This is a genomic window from Pseudomonas sp. GM102 (genome assembly GCF_000282555.1).
Taxonomy (GTDB): Bacteria; Pseudomonadota; Gammaproteobacteria; order Pseudomonadales; family Pseudomonadaceae; genus Aquipseudomonas.
In genome coordinates this window covers 1-22,509 of sequence record NZ_AKJB01000005.1, presented here as the reverse complement: position 1 = coordinate 22,509, position 22,509 = coordinate 1, and the positions used below count along the sequence as shown (strand labels likewise).

Sequence of the window (22,509 nt, the reverse complement as noted above, 5' to 3'; positions counted from 1 at the left end):
GCTGACTCACCTACTGACCGCAAGCCTGCTGGCGCTCAAGCCTGGCGACTAATTATTTCAAGACTTCATCCGTTCTCATTGGTGAATGGTTCCGGGCGCAAGCCCCGGCCAAAACAGCATTCCCAAGCCTTGCGCGGTCGGCGAAGACCGCGTCCTGCATGCCCATGAACGGGTGTGACGTACGAAAACCGATTCCACTTGCAAGCCGAATTCAGGCAGGAAACCTCATGACCGACGCGTTCGAACTCCCTAGCACACTGGTCCAAGCCCTTCAGCGCCGCGCGGCCCTGACGCCGGACCGGGTGGCCTTGCGTTTTCTCGCCGAAACCCAGGATCAGGCTGTGGTGCTCAGTTATCGTGAGCTCGACCAACGGGCGCGAACCATTGCCGGTGCGTTGCAGGCCCAGGCGTCGTTCGGCGATCGCGCGGTATTGCTGTTTCCCAGCGGCCCGGATTACGTCGCGGCGTTTTTTGGCTGCCTGTACGCAGGTGTAATTGCGGTGCCAGCCTATCCGCCTGAATCGACTCGTCGTCATCACCAGGAACGTCTGCTGTCGATCATTAGCGATGCCGAACCACGCTTGCTATTGACCAGCGCCGACCTGCGCGACGCGTTGCTGCAAATCAACGAGGCGCCGCCGCTGCTGTGTGTCGACACCCTCGACAGCGCCCTGGCCGAGCATTGGGTTGCGCCGGACTTGCAAGGCGATCACATCGCCTTCCTGCAATACACCTCCGGTTCCACCGCGTTGCCTAAAGGCGTGCAAGTCAGTCACGGCAACCTGGTGGCCAACGAACTGCTGATTCGCCACGGATTCGGCATCGATCTGAACCCCGACGACGTGATCGTCAGTTGGCTGCCGCTGTACCACGACATGGGCTTGATCGGCGGACTGTTGCAGCCGATTTTCAGCGGCGTGCCGTGCGTATTGATGTCGCCGGCATACTTTCTCGGCCGGCCATTGCGCTGGCTGGAAGCGATCAGCGAATACGGCGGCACCATCAGCGGCGGGCCGGACTTCGCCTACCGACTGTGCAGCGAACGGGTCAGCGAATCGGCGCTGGAACGCCTCGACCTGAGTGGCTGGCGCGTGGCGTATTCCGGTTCTGAACCGATTCGCCTCGACACCCTGGAACGCTTCGCCGAGAAGTTCGCGGCCTGTGGCTTTACCTCGGACAGTTTCATGGCCTCTTACGGCTTGGCGGAAGCCACGCTGTTCGTTGCCGGTAGCCCACGTGGCCAGGGCATTCCGTCGTTGCGTGTGGATGATCAGGCCTTGGCGCAGAACCGTGCCGAGCCGGGCGATGGCAGTCCGATCATGAGTTGCGGCATCAGCCAGCCGGATCACGCGGTACTGATTGTCGATTCCGTATCGCTCGAAGAACTCGCCGACGACGCGATCGGTGAAGTCTGGGCCACCGGGCCGAGCATCGCCCATGGCTACTGGCGCAACCCTGAAGCCACGGCCAAGACATTCGTCCAGCACGCCGGCCGCACCTGGCTGCGCACCGGCGACCTGGGCTTTTTGCGTGACGGTGAGTTGTTCATCACCGGGCGCCTGAAAGACATGCTGATCGTTCGCGGTCACAACCTTTATCCGCAGGACATCGAGCAGACCATCGAGCGTGAAGTGGAGGTGGTGCGCAAAGGTCGCGTGGCCGCATTTGCAGTCAACATCGAGGGTCAGGAAGGCATCGGCATCGCTGCGGAAATCAGCCGCAGCGTGCAGAAAATCCTGCCGCCCGAGGCGCTGATCAAAGCCATCCGTCAAGCGGTGGCCGAGGCGTATCAGCAAGCGCCGAGTGTGGTGGTATTGCTCAATCCGGGGGCGCTGCCGAAGACGTCCAGCGGCAAGTTGCAACGCTCGGCGTGCCGCAATCGCCTGGCCGATGGCAGCCTCGACAGCTATGCGCTATTCCCGTCGGCAGATATCGCAAACCCATCTGAAACTGAATCGGGCTCTGAGCTGCAAACTTTGATCGGCCAGATCTGGTGCGAGCAATTGCAGGTCAAGCAGGTCAGTGCCGATGACCATTTCTTCCTGCTCGGCGGCAACTCCATCGCCGCCACTCAAGTGGTCGCACGCCTGCGTGAAGCGTTGGGGCTGGAGCTGAATCTGCGCCTGTTGTTCGAAGCGCCGACCCTTGGCGCGTTTGCTGCGGCGATCGCCCGGCAACAACAGGATGGCGGCCAGGCTCAAGGTGCGATCACCACGCTGGCGCGCAGTGACGCCATGCCGCAATCCCTGGCACAAATCCGTCTGTGGATCACCTGGCAACTCGACCCTCAGAGCAGCGCCTACAACATTCCCGGTGCCTTGCACCTGCGCGGCGAACTGGACGAAGACGCCTTGCGCGGCAGTTTTCAGCAACTGATCGAGCGTCACGAATCCCTGCGCACACGGTTTTTCGAGCGTGATGGCGTAGCCCTGCAACAGGTCATTGCTGCCGGCGAATTCAACCTGCAAGTGATCGACATCAGCGACCTGCCAGCCGCCGAGCGTGAAGCCCGCGCTCAGCAAATCCGCGAGGACGAAGCCCGTACACAGTTCGATCTGGAAAAAGGCCCGCTGCTGTGGGTGACCCTGGTGCGCCTCGGCGATGAGGACCATCAACTGCTGGTGACGATGCACCACATCATCGCCGACGGCTGGTCGATGAACGTGCTGATCGATGAATTCTCGCGCCTGTACGCGGCAAGCTCTCAAGGCCAAACCGTCAGCCTTCCAGCGTTGCTGGCGCAATACGCCGACTACGGCAGTTGGCAGCGCCAGTGGTTGGCGCAAGGGGAGGGCGAGCGTCAACTCGCTTACTGGAAAGAACAGTTGGGTGATGAGCATCCGACCCTGAGCCTGGCCACCGATCATCCGCGCTCGGCGCAACACACTCACAGCGCCGCCCGTCATACGCTGCGTTTGGATGCGAGCCTGAGTGATGCCATTCGCCAGACCGCCCAGGCTCATGAGTCGACGCCGTTCATGCTGCTGCTCGCGGCATTCCAGAGCCTGCTGTACCGTTACAGCGGTCAACGCGACATCCGCATCGGCGTGCCGAATGCCAACCGTCCCCGCTTGGAAACCCAAGGGTTGATCGGCTTCTTCATCAACACCCAGGTGCTGCGCGCCGAGGTGGATTCGCGACTGCCGTTCGTTGAGTTGCTGGCGCAAACCCGTCAAGCCGCGTTGGGCGCGCAAGCGAATCAGGATTTGCCGTTTGAACAACTGCTCGAAGCTTTCCCGCAGGCCCGCGAACAAGGTCTGTTCCAGGTCATGTTCAACCACCAACAACGGGATCTCAGTGCGCTGCGTCGCTTGCCGGGACTGCTCGCCGAAGAGCTGCCGTGGCACAGTCGCGAAGCCAAGTTCGACCTGCAATTGCACAGCGAAGAAGACCGCAACGGGCGCTTGAGCCTGTCGTTCGACTACGCCAGCGAGCTGTTCGACGCCGCGACCATCGAGCGCCTGGCCGAGCATTTCAGCAACCTGCTGCGAGCCATCTGCGAACAACCGACGACCGCCATCGGCGACCTGCAGCTGCTGACCCCGAGTGAGCACGATCGGCAATCCGCCTGGAGCGCCGCACCGTGCACACCGGCCAGTCAATGGCTGCCTGAGTTGCTCAACGAACAAGCGCGCCAGACCCCGGAACGCACCGCGCTGCTATGGGACGGCGGCAGCCTGGACTTCGCCGAACTGCACGCGCAGGCCAACCGCCTGGCGCATTACCTGCGCGACAAAGGCGTCGGCCCGGACGTGTGCGTGGCCATCGCCGCCGAGCGTTCGCCGCAGTTGCTGATTGGCTTGCTGGCGATCATCAAGGCCGGTGGCGCTTATGTGCCGCTGGACCCGGATTACCCGGCCGAGCGCCTGGCCTACATGCTCAGCGACAGTGGCGTTGAGTTGCTGCTGACCCAAACCGGGTTGCTCGACCGACTGCCGGCTACCGACGGCGTCAGCGTGATCGCCATGGACGCCCTGCATCTGGAGAACTGGCCAAGCCATGCGCCCGGTCTGCACCTGCACGGCGACAACCTGGCCTACGTGATTTACACCTCGGGTTCCACCGGTCAGCCGAAGGGCGTTGGCAACACTCATGCTGCCCTCGCTGAACGGCTGCAATGGATGCAAGCCTCCTACCGTCTGAACGAAACCGATGTGCTGATGCAAAAAGCGCCAATCAGCTTCGACGTGTCGGTGTGGGAGTGCTTCTGGCCGCTGATCACCGGGTGCCGCCTGCTGATCGCCGGCCCCGGTGAACACCGTGATCCGCATCGCATCGCGCAGCTTGTTCAGCAGTACGGCGTGACCACGCTGCACTTTGTTCCGCCACTGCTTGCGTTGTTCATCGATGAACCGCTCAGCGCCGAATGCACCAGCCTGCGCCGACTGTTCTCCGGCGGCGAAGCCTTGCCCGCCGAACTGCGCAATCGCGTGCTGGAACACTTGCCGGCAGTGCAACTGCACAATCGCTATGGCCCGACCGAAACGGCGATCAACGTCACCCATTGGCATTGCACAACGGCCGATGGCGAGCGCTCGCCGATTGGCCGGCCATTGGGCAACGTGCTGTGCCGAGTACTCGACAGCGACCTCAATCCGGTACCGGTCGGTGTGCCGGGTGAACTGTGCATCAGCGGTATCGGTTTGGCCCGTGGCTATCTGGGTCGCCCAGGTCTGACTGCGGAACGCTTTGTGGTCGATCCGCTGGGCCAGCAGGGCGCACGTCTGTACCGCACCGGTGATCGTGCGCGCTGGACCGCTGATGGCGTGATCGAATACCTCGGACGTCTCGATCAGCAAGTCAAACTGCGTGGTTTTCGTGTCGAGCCGGAAGAAATCGAGGCGTGTCTGTTGGCGCAGTCTGGAGTCGCCCAAGCGGTGGTGCTGGTGCGCGAAACGGCGGCCGGCGGGCAGTTGATCGGTTACTACACCGCCACTGAAACCAGCGAAACCCTCGATGCTCAAACCACCCGCCTGAAAACCGCGCTGGCCGCCGAGCTGCCGGAATACATGGTCCCGGCGCAACTCATGCGTCTGGATGAAATGCCCCTGAGCCCAAGCGGCAAACTCGATCGCCGCGCCTTGCCGGAACCTCAGTGGCAAGTCCGTGAGCACGTCGAACCCGTCACTGCCCTTGAGCAACAAATCGCCGGCATCTGGCGTGAAGTGCTGGGTCAATCGCAGATCGGTTTGCGCGATGACTTCTTCGCCCTCGGCGGCCATTCGCTGTTGGCCACCCAAATCATCTCCCGCACCCGCCAGGCCTGCGACGTCGAGTTACCGCTGCGCATGTTGTTCGAGAACCGCGAACTGGGCGCTTTTGCCGAGCAGGTTCGCTTGATCCAGGCCAGCGGCGAAACCAACAAACAGCCACCGATCGAGAAGGTCGACCGCAGCCAATCGGTGCCGTTGTCCTATTCCCAGCAACGGATGTGGTTCCTCTGGCAGATGGAACCGGACAGCCCGGCCTACAACGTCGGCGGCATGGCGCGGTTGCGCGGCGTGCTGGATGTCGGTCGTTTCGAAGCGGCGCTGCAAGCGTTGATCATCCGTCACGAAACCCTGCGTACGACGTTCCCGAGCATCTACGGCGTGGCCCGGCAACAGGTTCATCCGGACACCGGCCTGCGCATGGACTGGAAGGATTTTTCCGCACTGGCAGTCGACACCCGTGAACAACGGGTACAGCAACTGGCCGATGACGAAGCCCATAAACCTTTCGATCTGGAAACCGGACCGCTGCTGCGTGCTTGCCTGGTCAAGACTGCCGAGCAGGAACATTACTTCGTCCTGACCCTGCATCACATCGTCACCGAAGGTTGGGCGATGGACATTTTTGCCCGGGAATTGAGCGCGCTCTACGAAGCGTTCGTCGATGATCGCGATTCGCCGCTGCAACCGCTGCCGGTGCAGTACCTGGATTACAGCGTGTGGCAGCGTCAGTGGCTGGAGTCCGGCGAACGTCAGCGCCAGCTCGATTACTGGACCGCGCAACTGGGCCGCGAACATCCGCTGCTGGAATTGCCGGCCGATCGTCCGCGTCCGCCGGTACAAAGCCATCAGGGCGAACTGTTCCGCTTTGACCTCAGCGATGATCTCGCGGCGCGGGTCCGTGCCTTCAACGCACACAACGGTCTGACCCTGTTCATGACCATGACTGCCGCCCTGGCGGTGCTGCTTTACCGCTACAGTGGCCAGACCGATCTGCGCATCGGTGCGCCGGTGGCCAACCGCATTCGCCCGGAAAGCGAAGGGCTGATCGGCGCATTCCTCAACACCCAAGTGCTGCGTTGCCAGCTCGACGGGCAGATGTCTGTCGGCGAGTTGTTCGAGCAGGTTCGCCATACCGTAATCGAAGGCCAGTCCCATCAGGACCTGCCGTTCGATCATCTGGTGGAAGCCTTGCAGCCACCGCGCAGTGCGGCTTACAACCCGCTGTTCCAAGTGATGTGCAATGTGCAGCGCTGGGAATTCCAGCAGAGCCGGACCCTGGCCGGGATGACGGTCGAGTACCTGGCCAACGATGCGCGAGCGACCAAGTTCGACCTCAATCTGGAAGTCACCGACCTCGACCATCGCCTCGGTTGCTGCCTGACCTACAGCACCGATTTGTTCGACGAGCCGCGCATTGCGCGCATGGCCGGGCACTGGCGCAATCTGCTGGAAGCGTTGCTGAGCGACCCGCAACAACGCCTCAGCGAACTGCCATTGCTGGAAGCCACTGAACAGCAAAACCTGCTCGACAGCCTTGGCATTGAGCCGGGCGAGCATCGCCTCGATCAATGCATCCATCACCTGTTCAGCGAACAGGCGTTGGTGCGCAAGGACGCGCCGGCCTTGACGTTCGCCGGGCAAACCCTGAGCTACGCCGAGCTCGACAGTCGCGTCAATCGTCTGGCCCGGATGCTGCGCGAGCGCGGAGTCGGGCCACAGGTGCGGGTCGGTTTGGCGCTGGAGCGTTCGCTGGAGATGGTCGTCGGCCTGCTGGCAATTCTCAAGGCGGGCGGCGCCTATGTGCCGCTGGACCCGGAATACCCGCTGGATCGCTTGCACTACATGATCGCAGACAGCGGCATCGGTTTGCTGCTCAGCGATGCGGCGATGTTCGCCGCGCTCGGCGAGTTGCCGGCCAGCGTCGGTCGCTGGTGCCTGGAAGAAGATGCCGCTGCACTGGCCAACTACCCGGCCACTGAGCTGCCGTTTATCAGCCTGCCGCAGCACCAGGCGTACCTGATTTACACCTCGGGCTCCACCGGCAAACCGAAAGGCGTGGTGGTGTCCCACGGTGAAATCGCCATGCATTGCCGCGCCGTGATCGAACGCTTCGGCATGCGTTCGGACGACTGCGAATTGCACTTCTACTCGATCAACTTCGATGCTGCTACCGAGCGTCTGCTGGTGCCGCTGTTGAGCGGTGCGCAGGTTGTCCTGCGTGCGCAAGGCCAGTGGGATGCGCAAGAAATCTGCGGGCTGATTCGTCGGCACAGCATCAATATTCTTGGTTTCACCCCAAGCTACGGCAGCCAGTTGGCGCAATGGCTGGCGACCCAGGGCGAAACCCTGCCGGTGCGCATGTGCATCACCGGTGGCGAGGCGTTGACCGGCGAACACTTGCAACGGATTCGCGCGGCGTTCAAGCCGAGCCTGTTTTTCAACGCTTATGGCCCGACTGAAACCGTGGTCATGCCGCTCGCCAGCCTCGCGCCGGAGCAGCTGGAAGAAGGGCTGGGCAGCGTGCCGATCGGCAGTGTTATTGGCGCCCGCGTCGCCTACATCCTCGACGCCGATCTGGCGCTGGTGCCGCAAGGCGCGACGGGCGAGTTGTACGTCGGCGGCGCCGGTCTGGCGCAGGGGTATCACCAGCGTCCGGGCATGACTGCCGAACGGTTTGTCGCCGATCCTTTTGCAGCGAACGGCGGGCGTCTGTATCGCACCGGCGACCTTGTTCGTCAGCGTGCCGATGGTTTGGTCGAGTACCTCGGCCGCATCGACCATCAAGTGAAGATCCGTGGTTTCCGCATCGAACTGGGCGAGATCGAAACCCGTTTGCTGGAACACGAATCCGTGCGTGAAGCGGTGGTGCTGGCCCTCGATGCGCCGAGCGGCAAGCAATTGGTCGGCTATCTGGTTACCCACGTCGCCGAACAGGATGAAGCGCAACAAACTGCATTGCGCGAAGCATTGAAGGCGCACCTCAAATCTCAGTTGCCGGATTACATGGTGCCGACGCACTTGATCCTGCTGGCCAGCATGCCGCTGACCGCCAACGGCAAACTCGATCGTCGCGCACTGCCGGCCCCGGACCCGGAGTTGAATCGTCAGCAGTACGTGGCGCCGAGCAATGAACTCGAGCTGACCCTGGCCGGCATCTGGTGTGAAGTGCTGAACGTCCAGCAGGTCGGCCTCAACGACAACTTCTTCGAACTGGGCGGCGATTCGATTCTGTCGATCCAGGTGGTCAGCCGTGCGCGGCAGCAGGGCATCCACTTCAGCCCGCGTGACCTGTTCCAGCACCAAACCGTGCAGACGCTGGCCGCCGTCGCAACCCGCACCGAGCAGGTCACCGCCGAGCAAGGTCTGCTGAGCGGTGAATCGCGTCTGACGCCGATTCAGCATTGGTTCTTCGATACCGACATTCCACAGCGTCAACACTGGAACCAGGCGTTGCTGCTGGAGCCGACCGTGGCGCTCGACCCGCATCGCCTGGAGCAAGCGCTGCTGGCGGTGATCGAACAGCACGACGCCTTGCGGTTACGTTTCACCGAGGTTGACGGCCATTGGCAGGCCGAGCACCAGACGGTCTCCGACGTTGCCGTGCTGTGGCAGGTGAAAGTGCCGGCCATAGACAAATGCGTGGCGCTGTTCGCCGATGCCCAGCGCAGCCTCGACCTTGAGCAAGGGCCGCTGATGCGGGCACTGCTGGTGGATGATCCTGAGGGGCAACAACGGCTGTTCATTGCCATTCACCACCTGGTGGTGGACGGGGTGTCGTGGCGAGTGCTGCTGGACGATCTGCAAACGGTTTATCGGCAACTGGAGTCTCGACAGTCGGTAAAACTGCCGTCGAAAACCAGTGCTTTCAAGGACTGGGCCGCACGCTTGCAGGCATATGCTGGTAGCGAATCCCTGCGTGAAGAATTGAGCTGGTGGCAGACGCAACTGGCCGGCCCAAGCGCTGAACTGCCCTGTGATCGGCCTCAGGGTGGGCAGGAGAATCGTCACGCGCAAACCGTCAGCGTGCGCCTCGACAGCGAGCGCACCCGTCAACTGCTGCAACAGGTGCCGACGGCCTATCGCACCCAGGTCAATGACCTGCTGCTGACCGCATTGGCCCGTGTGCTGTGCCGCTGGAGCGGTCACGAATCGGCGTTGATTCAACTCGAAGGCCATGGTCGCGAAACTCTGTTCGACGAGATCGACCTGACCCGCACCGTTGGCTGGTTCACCAGCGCCTATCCGCTGCGCCTCACACCCGTGAGTGAACAGGGTGCCTCGATCAAAGCGATCAAGGAGCAACTGCGCGCGGTACCGCACAAAGGTTTGGGTTATGGCGTGCTGCGTTATCTGGCCGATGGCCTGTGCCGTCAGACCATGGCTGCGTTGCCGGTGGCGCCGATCACCTTCAACTACCTGGGGCAGTTCGACCAGAGTTTCGGCAGTGATGCGCTGTTCCGGCCGCTCGATGAACCGGTGGGCGCGGCCCACGATCCACACGCGCCGCTGCCTAACGAGCTGAGCATCGACAGTCAGGTGTATGGCGGTGAGTTGGTGTTGCGCTGGACCTTCAGCGCCGAACGCCACGACCGGCAAACCATCACCGAACTGGCAGAGGCGTATCTGGGCGAATTGCACAGCCTGATCCAGCATTGCCTGAGCGACAACGCGGGCGGCCTGACGCCGTCGGACTTCCCGCTGGCCAGACTGACTCAGCCGCAACTCGACGCATTGCCAGTGCCAGCGGCGATGATTGAAGACGTCTACCCGCTGACCCCGATGCAGGAAGGCATGCTGCTGCACACCTTGCTCGAACCGGGCACCGGCCTCTACTACATGCAGGATCGCTACCGCATCAACAGCGAACTCGACCCCGAGCGTTTCGCTCAGGCCTGGCAAGCGGTGATCGCCCGTCACGAAGCCTTGCGCGCCTCGTTCTGCTGGAACGTCGGCGAAGACATGCTGCAGGTGATCCACAAACCGGGCAGCACGCCGATCGAATATCTGGACTGGAGCGCGGTTGCCGAAACCGAGCAAGAACCGAAGTTGCAGGTGCTGCTGAAAAACGAGCGCGAGGCCGGGTTCGATTTGCTCAACCAGGCACCGTTCCACTTGCGCTTGATCCGCGTGGGCGCGGCGCGTTACTGGTTCATGATGAGCAACCACCACATCCTCATCGATGCCTGGTGCCGTTCGCTGCTGATGAACGATTTCTTCGAGATCTACACCGCCCTCGGCGAAGGCCGGGAAGCGCAACTGGCTGTGCCGCCGCGTTATCGCGATTACATCGGCTGGCTGCAACGCCAGAGCCTGGCCGAAGCGCGGCAGTGGTGGCAGCAGAACCTGCGAGGTTTCGAGCGCACCACACCGATTCCGAGCGACCGGCCGTTTCTGCGTGAACATGCCGGCGACAGCGGCGGCATGATCGTCGGCGACCGGTATACCCGACTCGATGCCCGCGACGGTGCGCAACTGCGCGAACTGGCCCAGGCCCATCAGCTGACCATCAACACCTTCGCCCAGGCGGCGTGGGCGCTGGTGCTGCGTCGCTTGAGCGGCGATCGCGACGTGCTGTTCGGCGTCACGGTGGCCGGGCGTCCGGTGGACATGCCGCAGATGCAGCGCACCGTCGGGCTGTTCATCAACAGCATCGCCCTGCGGGTGAAAATGCCCGAAGACGATCAGCGTTGCAGCGTTCGGCAGTGGCTCACTGGCTTGCTCGACAGCAACATGCAGCTGCGCGAGTACGAATACCTGCCACTGGTGAGCATTCAGGAAAACAGCGAACTGCCTAAAGGCCAGCCGCTGTTCGACAGCCTGTTCGTGTTCGAAAACGCGCCGGTGGAAGTCTCGGTACTGGACCGTGCGCAGAGCCTCAACGCGACCTCGGATTCGGGCCGCACCCACACCAACTTCCCGTTGACGGCGGTGTGTTATCCGGGCGATGACCTGGGCTTGCACCTGTCCTACGACCAGCGTTATTTCGATGAATCCACGATCGAGCGCATGCTCGGCGAATTCAAGCGCCTGCTGCTGGCGCTGGTCGAAGGCTTCCATGGCGACATGGCCGATCTGCCGCTGCTGGGCACCGAGGAACAGGACTTCCTGATTCATGGCTGCAACCAGAGCGAACACGAGTACCCGCTGGAGCAGAGCTATGTCTCATTGTTCGAAGCGCAGGTTGTCGAGCATCCGCAGCGAGTTGCCGCCAGTTATCTTGATCAGCAACACAGCTACGTTGAGCTGAATCAGCGCAGTAACCGTCTCGGTCATGCCTTGATCGCCGCGGGCGTCGGCCTGGATCAACCGGTGGCGCTGCTCGCCGAACGTAACCTTGATCTGCTGGGCATGATCATCGGCAGCTTCAAGGCCGGTGCCGGTTACCTGCCGCTGGACCCAGGCCTGCCGAGTCAGCGCTTGAGCCGGATCATTGACCTGAGCCGCACGCCGTTGCTGGTCTGCACCCGGGCGTGTCGTGAACAAGCCGTCGCGCTGCTGGAAGAGTTCGGTTGTGCCAACCGACCTCGATTGCTGGTCTGGGAAGACGTGCAGGCGAGCGATGTTTCGGTGGCCAATCCGGGCATCTACAGCGGCCCGGACAACCTCGCCTACGTGATTTACACTTCGGGTTCCACCGGTCTGCCGAAGGGGGTGATGGTTGAGCAGCGCGGCATGCTCAATAACCAGTTGAGCAAGGTGCCGTACCTGAAATTGAGCGACGCCGACGTGATCGCCCAGACCGCTTCGCAAAGCTTCGACATTTCGGTCTGGCAGTTCCTCGCCGCGCCGTTGTTCGGTGCTCGGGTGGACATCGTCCCGAACAGCATCGCCCACGATCCGCAAGGCTTGCTGGCTCACGTTCAGAGCCAGGGCATCACCGTGCTGGAAAGCGTGCCGTCGCTGATTCAGGGCATGCTCGCCCAGGACCGCATGAGCCTCGATGGCCTGCGCTGGATGCTGCCGACCGGTGAAGCGATGCCGCCGGAGCTGGCGCATCAATGGTTGCTGCGTTACCCGCAGATCGGTTTGGTGAACGCCTATGGGCCGGCGGAATGCTCGGACGATGTGGCGTTCTTCCGCGTCGACCTGGCTTCGACGCGCGGCAGTTATCTGCCGATTGGCACGCCAACGGATAACAACCGTTTGTACCTGCTCGATGGCGCGCTGGAGTTGGTGCCATTGGGAGCAGTGGGTGAGTTGTGCGTGGCCGGCATTGGCGTGGGGCGCGGCTATGTGAGCGATCCGTTGCGTACTGCACAAGTGTTTGTGCCGAACCCGTTCGGCGCACCGGGGGATCGCCTGTATCGCACCGGCGACCTGGCCCGACGTCGCAGTGACGGCGTGCTGGAATACGTCGGGCGCATCGACCATCAGGTGAAGATCCGCGGTTACCGCATCGAACTGGGTGAAATCGAAGCCCGTCTGCACGAGCAGCCGGAAGTTCGCGACGCGGCGGTGGGTGTGCAGGAAGGCGTCAACGGCAAGCATTTGGTCGGCTATCTGGTCGCAGCGGAGTCGGCGCTGAATCCGAACGAACGACTGGAGCGTATCAAGCAACGTCTGCGCGCCGAATTGCCGGAATACATGGTGCCGCTGCACTGGTTGTGGCTCGACAAGCTGCCGCTCAACGCCAACGGCAAACTCGATCGCAAGGCCTTGCCGGCGCTGGAGATTGGCCAGTTGCAGAGCCAGGACTATCAGGCGCCGCGCAACGAGCTGGAACAGACCTTGGCCGACATTTGGGCCGAGGTGTTGAAGGTCGAGAAGGTTGGCGTGCGTGACAACTTCTTCGAGCTCGGCGGGCATTCGCTGCTGGCCACACAGATCGCCTCGCGGGTGCAAAAAGCCCTGCAACGCAACGTGCCGCTGCGGGCGATGTTCGAGTGCAGCACGGTGGCGGAGCTGGCCGAGTACATCGACGGGTTGGCGGCGAGCGACATTACCGAAGATAAGGTGGATCGGTTGAATGACCTGATGGCGGCGTTGGAGGGGCTGTAGTTCTTTAGCGTTGGTGATGGCCTCTTCGCGGGCAAGCCTCGCTCCTACGAGGTCCGCGTCGATTGATCGACACAATACCGTAGGAGCGAGGCTTGCCCGCGAAGGCGTCATCACAGACACCACAAAGCTGCGGGTTGACTGCCGGGCCTCATGCGGCTCAGTCTTCCTGTGCTTTTTTAATGGATATTATTTCACTAGGGAGACAGTCGATGCCCTTTGTAACGGTTGATGGACAAGCGCTTCACTACATAGATCAAGGCACAGGCCCTGCGGTACTGCTGGCCGGCAGTTACCTGTGGGACCAAGCCATGTGGGCGCCGCAGATTACGGCGCTGTCGCAGCACTATCGGGTCATCGCCCTGGACCTGTGGGGCCATGGCCAATCCGGGCGGATGCCCGAGTGCACCAAGTCGCTGGATGACGTGGCACGCCAGGCCCTGGCATTGCTCGATCATCTGGACATCCATAAGGTCACGCTGGTCGGTCTTTCGGTCGGTGCCATGTGGGGCGTTCGACTGGCGCTGTCAGCACCGCAGCGGCTCAACGGTCTGGTGCTGATGGACACCTACGTCGGCGTCGAGCCGGAACCGACCCGCCAATACTATTTCTCGCTGTTCCAGCAGATCGAAGACAGCGGTGTGATCTCGCCGCAACTGCTCGACATTATTGTGCCGATCTTCTTCCGTCCAGGCATTGATCAGCAGTCGGCGCTGTATCAGGATTTTCGCGCCAAACTGGCTGCGCTGCCGGCCGACCGTCTGCGTCAAAGCATCGTGCCGATGGGGCGGATTACCTTTGGTCGTGATGATCTGTTGCCGCGCCTGGGTGAACTGAACCTTGAAACCACGCTGTTGATGTGTGGCGATCAGGACAAACCGCGACCACCGACGGAAACCAGAGAAATGGCCGAGTTGATCGGTTGCCCGTATGTGCTGGTGCCGGAGGCGGGGCATATCTCCAATCTGGAGAATCCGCAGTTCGTTACAGATGCACTGCTGAAGTTTTTGGCTGAGAGAATTTAGTCGATCAGGCGGACGTCTTCGCGGGCAAGCCTCGCTCCTACAGCGATCGAGTCGTTCGCAATAATCGCGAATTACACAAGTCCTGTAGGAGCGAGGCTTGCCCGCGAAGAGGCCGGCGGGGATTACTTAGGCCCCAGAATCTTCACCAGTTTCTCCGGCGACGGCGCGCCTTGCTGTTGTTGCAGCTGGCCGTTGTCATCCATGTAGAAAATTGCCGGGGTGGCGGCCAGTTCCAGTTCTTCCATCAACTGCATGTTCGCCGCGAGTTTCGCCTGAATCGCCGGCGGCACATCTTTCAGTGCCTTGAGCGAACTGTCCTTGCCGGCTTTTTCATGGTCTGCCAACGCCTTTTGCGGGTCCTTGGCGGCCAGCAGCGCGGCGGATTTGCCCGGGCTGTCTTCGCGAATGATGCCGACCATGATGTGCCGCAATTGCACCTTGCCAGCCTTGACCCACGGCCGCGCCTGCTCCCAGAACATGTTGCAGTACGGGCAATTCGGGTCACTGAACAGATAGACGATTCGCGGTGCATCCTTGTTGCCGTCACCGATCCAGTTGCTCGCTTCCATCTTGCCCCAGACTTCCTTGGCCATCGGCGCGTAGACCAGTTTTTGCAACGGCGCGCTGCTCAGGTCATTGCCTTCGGCGTCGTACAAATTGCCCAGCAGTACATGTTTGCCGTCCGGGGTCAGGTACAGCGCCATGCCACGGTTCTGGTACTGCGCCGCATAACCGCGCAGGCCGTCGGGCGCGTCAAAGGTGCCGACGATCTTGGCGCCCTTGGCTTCGATCTTCTTGATCGCTTCAGGCAATTCATCGGCCTGTACCGACGGTAAGTGCAGCAGGGCGGCACCCAGGGTCAACGTCAGCAGGTGGCGGAGGCGGAGCATGGCAATTTCCTTGAAGGCGTGGCCGAGGTGGCCGGGTTCGGGGTGTCGAAGTTTTCCAGGGCGCGGGTCAGGCTGGCTTCAGAGAGTTCGCCCAGATGGCTGCCCAACAGGTACCCGTCAGGGCTATAGAACAGCGTAGTCGGCAATGCCATGGAACCCACCGCCTGGCTCAATCGACCGCCGCCATCGAACAGCACGTTGGTCAGGCTCAGGCCCTGGGTTTCGAGAAAGGTGGCGACGCTCTGCATGCTTTCGGCCTGGTTGACGAACAGGAAGGTCAGGTCCGGGCGTTGCAGCTGGGCGTTTTCCAGCACCGGCATTTCCCGGCGGCATGGCGGGCACCATGTAGCCCAAAGGTTGATGACCAGCGGACCGCCCTGGTAGTCGCTGAGCTGTATGGTTTGGCCGGCGGCGTTGCGCAGGGTGATCTGCGGCAGGCGTGTGCCTTGTTCATAAATGTTCAGGGAGAACGTCGCCAGCAGCCAGAACGCCAGGCCACTGACCACGCCAAAGCCCAACGGCCGGCGCATGCCCGGGCGACGCCAGCCTCGATACAACGCAGCAAGCAACAACACGACCACCCCCGGCCAGGCGAGGAAACCACCGTCGCGCAGGTCGATGATCTGCCACGGATCGTTGCGATACTGCGCCCAGTAGGCGATCACGAAACCGACCCGGGCCGCCAGCATGCCCAGCAGGAACAGGCTGAACAGCACCGACTCCGGGTTCTCGCCGCCACGCTTGGCCACCCGCCAGCCGACAAAGGTCGCCAGCGCCAGGGCACTGATCAGCAGCAGGTGGTTAAGCGCGATGGCAAAGGTGCCGAGGGTAAAGGTCAGCATTAACGAGCGTCTCGGGTGGTGGTCCAGCGCTGCAGGAAGGTGCCGGCATCGACCTCACCGGTGATGCGCTGGCTGCGGCGTTCTTCGCCGTCGGGGCCGATCCACAAGAAGCTTGGCGGCCCCGGCACTTTATAACGGGCGAGCAGTTCACGGCTGGCGGCATTGTCGGCGGTGACGTCCAGCCGTAGCAAGCGCACATCGCTGAGCGCTTGCAGTACCTGTGGTTTGCCGAAGACCTGTTTTTCCATGACTTTGCACGACACACACCAGTCGGCGTAGTAGTCCAGCAGCACCCATTGGCCCTGGGCCTTCGCCGCATCGAGTTCGCGTTGCAGGATGGCGGGTTCCTTGATCGTGGTGAAGGCGTCGTGACTGACAGGGCTTGCGCCGGTGCCGTCACGGCTGACGCTATAGACCTGCAGCGGCTGGTACGGGTCGTCACTGCCACCGGCGGCACCAACCACCAGCAGACTGCCCCACAGCCCCAACAGCAATGAACTGGCGCCGAACAGATGGGCGACGCGACCAAAGCCTTGCGACTGCTTCCAGGCGCTGTAGGCGGCGATCAACAACAACGCGCCGCACAATCCGAGCCACAGCGACTCATCCAGCACCGGGCGCAGCATCAGCAGCGCGGTGGCGAGGAACAGGAAACCGAACACGCCTTTAAGCAGGTTCATCCAGGCGCCGGGTTTGGGCAGGAAACGATTGCCGACGGTCACCAGCAATAACAGCGGCACACCGATGCCGATGCCCATGGCGAACAGAATCAGCCCGCCATGCAGCGCATTGCCGCTCTGGGCGATATAGAGCAGGGCGCCGGCCAATGGGGCGGTCATGCACGGTCCCACCAGCAGGCCGGACAAGGCCCCCAGCAAACCGGCACCGATCAGGTTGCCACCGCGCTGATTGCGCGAAACATGTTCCAGCCGATCTCGCACCGCCACCGGCAACTGCAGCTCGAAGAAACCGAACATCGGCAAGGCCAGCAACACGAACACCGCCGCAAAGCTGCCGAGCAACCAAGGGTTTTGCAGCAGCGCCTGAAGGTTCGCCCCGAGCAGCGCCGCCAGAACGCCCATCGCCGCATACACCAGCGCCATGCTGATCACGTAGCTGCCAGCCAGTGCAAAGCCGCGTTTGGGCGTGGCACCGCTGCCAACGATCAAACCCGCCAGAATCGGCAGCATCGGCAACGAGCAAGGCGTGAACGCCAGCAGCAGCCCCAGGCCGAAGAACACCAATAGGCTCCAGCCCAGCGCCCGTTGTTGCAGGCCGCTGGCCAGGGCCTGGTCGGGCGCCTCTTCATTAAACGCGCTAAGGACATTGCTGGCGCCAAGATCGACGACTTGAGTTTGTGGCGGATAACACAAACCGGCATCTGCGCAGCCCTGGAAGCCCACTTTGATCTGACCGGTGGCACCGGCCGGGATCCTCAGCTCCAGACCCTGGCGATAGACCTGCTGTTCGCCGAAGAACTCGTCGCTGTGGGACTCGCCCTCCGGTAGCACCGGCATCTGCTCCGGGGCCAGACCGTCGAATTTCAGGCGTTTCTGATACAGGTAATAATTGTCGGCAATTTGCCAATAGAGCTGGGTTTCCCCGGATTCAAGACGCTCGGAGGTGAAGATGAACGCTTTTTCCACCGGGAGAAAATCGGGTTTGGTCTCGAACGGATTCGTTCCTGCCTGGGCCACACCCGAGATCAAGAGAACAAAGAATAAAAACAGTCGACGCATGGGTAAGCCTTATCCCTGTGCAAGTGAGGTGCACAGTGGCGGGCGGCGATTAACCGATGATTAACCGCGCCGGTGGGATGTGCCCACTTCGCCAGCGACTCTGTCAGCCTCGTAGCAACCCTGGCCAGGACTCATTATCGATGGTGATCGGGCCGGACTCTGCCCTGTTTTCCTGGATGTTGTACCGGATGTATTCGTTATTGGTCAGAAAGATATATAAGTAATTGTCCACTAGGGTCCGGTCATTTTGCGCGGCGGTAATAATTCGATCTTTATAAGCTGACAGCCCGGGCCAGGTCTTTTCGTTAATGTCTTCCTCGATAATCGTACCGTATCCGAAATCAAGGCGAAGTGCCTTGCCGTTGTTCAGCAGGAAACGAAACAGATGTGCTCGTCCAGGTCGGGTTTGCCACCATGTTCCGGCGATAATTTTATCGAAGTATCGGGCCAGTTGATGCCAACGTGATTTCTCGAGTGGCAACGTACGGATGAGGGTCTCGGTATCCTGATCGTATTTGTGGACACATGGGCTGTTTTTGTCGAAACCGTAACGATCGAACAACCATAAAATGTCGCCGTCAATCGCGTCAGTGTCGAAGCCTGTGGTGGTGAATCCGAAGCGAAGATTTTGTGTGTTGTGAAAACCTCCCCAATTGCAAGAAACGGGCAGAGGGTAACTGGTTGGAACTTGATTTTCACGGATGCTGAAGCGCGAGTACGTGTTGGTGCCTTTGAAGAAGAAGTAAATCTGGTCGTATCCAGAACGCCAGTCGACGGCAACAACGTTTTCGAATGTTGTCATGGTTTTAATCCTTTAAGAAGTTGATGTGTTTTGATAAGGATTGAAGTTTTATTGTTTGTTTGGTGTGTGGGCAGGTTAGAGGGGTGTTTTATTATTGTATAGTTGTGGAGTGTTGATGTTTGTTTCTTTTGGAAGTTGGGTATTTCAATAACTTCATGTTTAATAAAGCGGATTGTCCGACACCGGCACCGTGCAGATGCGCTGCGAATTGAGTGCCGCCAGCCTCGTCGGTTGTGGGCTTGCCATAATTGCGGCTTAATCCTTCTCTGTTTGACTCTCCTTTTTTGTTCACGGAGCTCCCATGCACGTACTGGTTTGTGAAGACGATGAGCTGATCGCCAGCGGCATTGTTGCCGGGTTGACCGCTCAAGGCCTGACCGTCGAGCACGTCGCCACCGCATCAAAGGCCCGGGCGATGCTCAAAGTCGCGGAGTTCGACGTCATGGTGCTCGACCTCGGTCTGCCCGATGAAGACGGCCTGAAGCTGCTGCAGCAATTGCGCCATCATGGCCTGGAAATCCCGGTGCTGATCCTCACCGCGCGGGATTCGGTCACCGACCGGGTCGACGGCCTGCAAGCGGGCGCCGACGACTACTTGCTCAAACCGTTCGACCTGCGCGAACTTGCCGCGCGTCTGCACACGCTGTTGCGGCGGGTGGCGGGGCGCAGCGTCAACCTGATCGAACACGGCCGTCTGACCTACGACCCAAGCAGCCGCGAAACCATGCTCGGCGGTCAGCCGGTGGACCTTTCCCGTCGCGAACAGTCACTGTTGCAGGCCTTGCTGCATAACCGTGGCCGGGTGCTGTCCACCGAGCAATTGAAAGACAGCGTCTACGGTTTCAACGACGAACTGGAAAGTAACGCCCTCAACGTGCATATCCATCACCTGCGGCGCAAACTCGGCAATGGTATTGTCGAGACCGTGCGCGGCCTGGGCTATCGCCTGGGGCCGGCCGATGGTGGAGAGCAATCGAAGTGATGAGCCTGCGTTTGCGGTTGAGCCTGACCCTCGGCGCCGCGTTTGCGCTGATCTGGGCCCTGGCCGCCGCCTGGATGCTCAGTGATCTGCGCAACCAGATGATGTTTTCCCTGGACCAGCGGCTGGTGGCGTCGGCGCGGATGGTGGCCGGGCTGCTGGAGCAACTGCCGGCGTTGCCGAGCAAGGGCGAGGGGACTCATTTCAGCGCTGAACAGCTGAGCATCCCTGGCGGCATGGCCTGTCAGGTCAGCTCGTTGCGCGGCGAGATCCTGGCGCGCAGCCACAGTAGCCCCGAACAAACCCTGGAAGCCGAAAAAATGGGCTTTCACGATCAAATGATCGACGGCGCACCCTGGCGCAGCTTCACCCTGGCGCGCGGTGATGTGCGCATTACCACCGCAGACCGGCAAATCGAGCGCGAAGCGCTGAACATGTCCATTCTGCTGGCGGCGTCGGTACCGGTCGGCGTGGCGCTACTTGGCTGCTTGTGCCTGTTGTGGCTCGGCATCGGTCAGGGGCTGGCACCGCTCAATCGTATGCGTGATGCGTTGATGCGACGTAGCGCCGATTCACTGGAGCCGTTGCAGATTCAGCCGTTGCCCAGCGAACTGCAGCCGCTGCTGGAAACCCAGAATCAGTTGTTCCAGCGCATCGGCAAGACCATCGAGCGCGAACGGCGCCTGACCGGTGATGCCGCACATGAATTGCGTAGCCCACTGACCGCCATCAAAACCCACTTGCAAGTGGCGCGCATGACCGAAGGAAGCGCCCGGGATCAGTCCTTGGCCCGGGCCGAGGAGGGCGCTGACCGACTTCACCGCACGCTTGAACAATTGCTGCTGCTGGCGCGCGTCGAGGGCAGTCTGTCGTTCGATGATGGCGTGCAATGCAGCGCCGAGCAGGTGGCGAAACTGGCGATTCAGGATGCGGCCAGCGGTGATCGTCAGCGGATCAAGTTTCAGTTGCCGACCACATTCTCCGATGCGCCGCTGCAAATGCCCGCGGTGCTGTCGATTGCCGCATTGCGCAACTTGCTCGACAACGCCCTGCGCCATACCCCAGGAAATGGGGCCGTGGAGCTGAGTCTGGAAACCACCAACAATCGCGTGCGCTTTTTGGTCCGCGACCACGGCCCGGGGATTGCCGAAGATGACCTGCAACACCTGACCCAACGCTTCTGGCGCAACGGCCAGAGCACCGGTTGCGGCCTCGGCCTGGCGATTGTCCAGGCCATCGTCCAGCGCTGCGGCTGCACCTTGCATTTCGACAGCCGCCCGGATGGCTTGCGGGTCGAACTGACCATGCCTCTGCAACCGGCCTAACCAACAACACAAAAGCCCCACACTGTTTCTGTATCACACACCAAATGTAACGTCTCTCCATTAGCCACCCGACTCCCACAACGTTATCGTCCCCGGCAGCTTTGACTCAATGGATTGAGGTAACAGCGCCATGGATGCATCGATAAACATCTGCAAGGCAACGCCTGCCGACGCCGGCATCATCAGTCGCATTGTCGAGCGGTCTATTCGCGTCGGCTGCGCGCTCGATCACCGCAACGATCCGCGAACCGTCGCCACCTGGACCCATAACAAAACCATCGAACACGTGCAGCCCTGGCTCGCCGACACGCGGTTGTACCTGAACATCGCCCTGCTGCAGGACAAACCGATCGGCGTCGCCATGGCGGCGCTCAGCGGCAAGGTCGCTTTTTGTTACGTGCAACCGGAATGGTTTCGGCGAGGCGCCGGACAAGCGTTGGTGCAGGACCTCGAGACGTGGTTGATCGCACGCGGTTTACCTCAGGCGCGGCTCAACAGCACCCGTACGGGCGAGGCGTTTTACCACCGTCTGGGTTACCGGGCTTGCGCTGAAACCTTCACTGTGGCGGGACTCCACGCCATTCCCATGCACAAGGCGCTGTCACCACCTTCATAGAAAGCTGATCGAGGGTCTAAATCCTTGAGGTCCTGATGCGTTTCCAGAACAGGAAAACCTGCAAGTGCGCCCCGTGACCGGAACGCGCACCTGCCCGGTGTGCAGTTTTGGTCACTATCAACAGCGTATTGAGGGATCGAGAGATGTCAGTCGCTACCAGCCTTATCGAAGATCAGCCGGCCCGGATCCTCCCGACGCCAGCCGAGACGCTTTATCAGTTCAACGAGTCGCCGCTGCTGGCCCGTCAGAGCCAGCAGGAATCGAACGCACGCAGCTACCCGCGACGCATTCCCCTGGCACTCAAGCGTGCCAAGGGCATTTATGTCGAGGACGTCGAAGGCCGCAGTTTCATCGATTGCCTGGCCGGTGCGGGGACCCTGGCCCTGGGGCACAACCACCCGGTGGTGATCGAAGCGATCCAGCAAGTGCTGACCGATGAACTGCCGCTGCATACCCTCGACCTGACCACGCCGGTCAAGGATCAGTTTGTCCAGGACCTGTTCGGTCTGTTGCCACAGGAATTGGCCGCTGAAGCCAAAATTCAGTTCTGCGGCCCCACAGGCACCGATGCGGTGGAAGCCGCGCTGAAACTGGTGCGCACCGCCACCGGGCGCAGCACCGTGTTGTCGTTCCAGGGCGGTTACCACGGCATGAGCCAGGGGGCGCTGAGCCTGATGGGCAGCCTGGGGCCGAAAAAACCGTTGGGTGCGTTGCTCAGCAGTGGCGTGCAGTTCATGCCGTATCCCTACGATTACCGTTGCCCGTTCGGGCTCGGCGGCGCGCTGGGGGTGCAGGTCAACCTGAATTACCTGGAAAACCTGCTGAATGATCCAGAGGCCGGCGTGCAATTGCCCGCTGCCGTGATCGTCGAAGCGGTGCAGGGCGAGGGCGGGGTGATTCCGGCCGATCTTGACTGGCTGCGCGGCTTGCGACGCATCACCGAGAAGGCCGGCGTAGCGCTGATCGTCGATGAAATCCAGAGCGGCTTTGCCCGCACCGGCAAGATGTTCGCCTTCGAACACGCCGGGATCATTCCGGATGTGGTGGTGCTGTCCAAAGCCATCGGCGGCAGCCTGCCGCTGG

General features: G+C 61.4%; 10 protein-coding genes. 6 read left to right on the top strand and 4 right to left on the bottom strand.

The window, feature by feature from the left end; translation table 11 throughout:
- Positions 1-227: 227 nt before the first annotated feature.
- On the top strand, positions 228-13,211 hold the full coding sequence (locus PMI18_RS27580; protein WP_007894993.1) for a non-ribosomal peptide synthetase: 12,984 nt from the start codon (positions 228-230) through the stop codon (positions 13,209-13,211).
- Between the two features lie 209 nt (positions 13,212-13,420).
- Positions 13,421-14,233 carry an alpha/beta fold hydrolase gene (locus PMI18_RS27585; RefSeq protein WP_007894992.1) on the top strand — a complete coding sequence of 271 codons (813 nt, stop codon included), beginning with the start codon at positions 13,421-13,423 and terminating at the stop codon, positions 14,231-14,233.
- 122 nt (positions 14,234-14,355) lie between these two features.
- Here the strand turns inward: PMI18_RS27585 and dsbG are convergent, their stop codons facing one another.
- From dsbG to PMI18_RS27605, 4 genes are all read right to left on the bottom strand, one after another.
- Entirely contained in the window at positions 14,356-15,123 is a 768-nt protein-coding gene (gene dsbG, locus PMI18_RS27590) for a thiol:disulfide interchange protein DsbG (protein ID WP_007894991.1), read from the bottom strand.
- The gene (locus PMI18_RS27595; protein WP_007894990.1) at positions 15,099-15,965 is read right to left on the bottom strand and encodes a TlpA disulfide reductase family protein; all 867 of its coding nucleotides are present in this window, start codon (positions 15,963-15,965) and stop codon (positions 15,099-15,101) included. Before PMI18_RS27595 ends, dsbG begins: the two co-directional genes overlap by 25 nt.
- Complete coding sequence (gene dsbD, locus PMI18_RS27600; RefSeq protein ID WP_007894985.1) at positions 15,965-17,704, bottom strand: protein-disulfide reductase DsbD; 1,740 nt, start codon at positions 17,702-17,704, stop codon at positions 15,965-15,967. The genes PMI18_RS27595 and dsbD overlap by 1 nt, the downstream gene beginning before the upstream one ends.
- A gap of 103 nt (positions 17,705-17,807) precedes the next feature.
- Positions 17,808-18,506: a hypothetical protein gene (locus PMI18_RS27605; RefSeq protein WP_007894983.1), complete on the bottom strand. Its 699-nt coding sequence runs from the start codon at positions 18,504-18,506 to the stop codon at positions 17,808-17,810.
- A gap of 301 nt (positions 18,507-18,807) precedes the next feature.
- On the opposite strand from PMI18_RS27605, the gene PMI18_RS27610 reads away from it, so the two are divergent.
- The 4 genes from PMI18_RS27610 to PMI18_RS27625 form a co-directional block, all read left to right on the top strand.
- On the top strand, positions 18,808-19,488 hold the full coding sequence (locus PMI18_RS27610; RefSeq protein WP_007894982.1) for a response regulator: 681 nt from the start codon (positions 18,808-18,810) through the stop codon (positions 19,486-19,488).
- Positions 19,485-20,810 carry an ATP-binding protein gene (locus PMI18_RS27615; RefSeq protein WP_007894978.1) on the top strand — a complete coding sequence of 442 codons (1,326 nt, stop codon included), beginning with the start codon at positions 19,485-19,487 and terminating at the stop codon, positions 20,808-20,810. Before PMI18_RS27610 ends, PMI18_RS27615 begins: the two co-directional genes overlap by 4 nt.
- 130 nt (positions 20,811-20,940) lie before the next feature.
- Entirely contained in the window at positions 20,941-21,426 is a 486-nt protein-coding gene (locus PMI18_RS27620; protein ID WP_007894977.1) for a GNAT family N-acetyltransferase, read from the top strand.
- A gap of 143 nt (positions 21,427-21,569) precedes the next feature.
- Positions 21,570-22,509: diaminobutyrate--2-oxoglutarate transaminase family protein (locus tag PMI18_RS27625; protein WP_007894972.1), on the top strand; the 940-nt coding region annotated here is incomplete at its 3' end.

Bases quoted from the DNA above. Each gene is read 5' to 3' on its own strand.
- PMI18_RS27580 (WP_007894993.1), top strand. From the start codon at position 228: ATGACCGACGCGTTCGAACTCCCTAGCACACTGGTCCAAGCCCTTCAG.
- PMI18_RS27585 (WP_007894992.1), top strand. From the start codon at position 13,421: ATGCCCTTTGTAACGGTTGATGGACAAGCGCTTCACTACATAGATCAA.
- dsbG (WP_007894991.1), bottom strand. From the start codon at position 15,123: ATGCTCCGCCTCCGCCACCTGCTGACGTTGACCCTGGGTGCCGCCCTG.
- PMI18_RS27595 (WP_007894990.1), bottom strand. From the start codon at position 15,965: ATGCTGACCTTTACCCTCGGCACCTTTGCCATCGCGCTTAACCACCTG.
- dsbD (WP_007894985.1), bottom strand. From the start codon at position 17,704: ATGCGTCGACTGTTTTTATTCTTTGTTCTCTTGATCTCGGGTGTGGCC.
- PMI18_RS27605 (WP_007894983.1), bottom strand. From the start codon at position 18,506: ATGACAACATTCGAAAACGTTGTTGCCGTCGACTGGCGTTCTGGATAC.
- PMI18_RS27610 (WP_007894982.1), top strand. From the start codon at position 18,808: ATGCACGTACTGGTTTGTGAAGACGATGAGCTGATCGCCAGCGGCATT.
- PMI18_RS27620 (WP_007894977.1), top strand. From the start codon at position 20,941: ATGGATGCATCGATAAACATCTGCAAGGCAACGCCTGCCGACGCCGGC.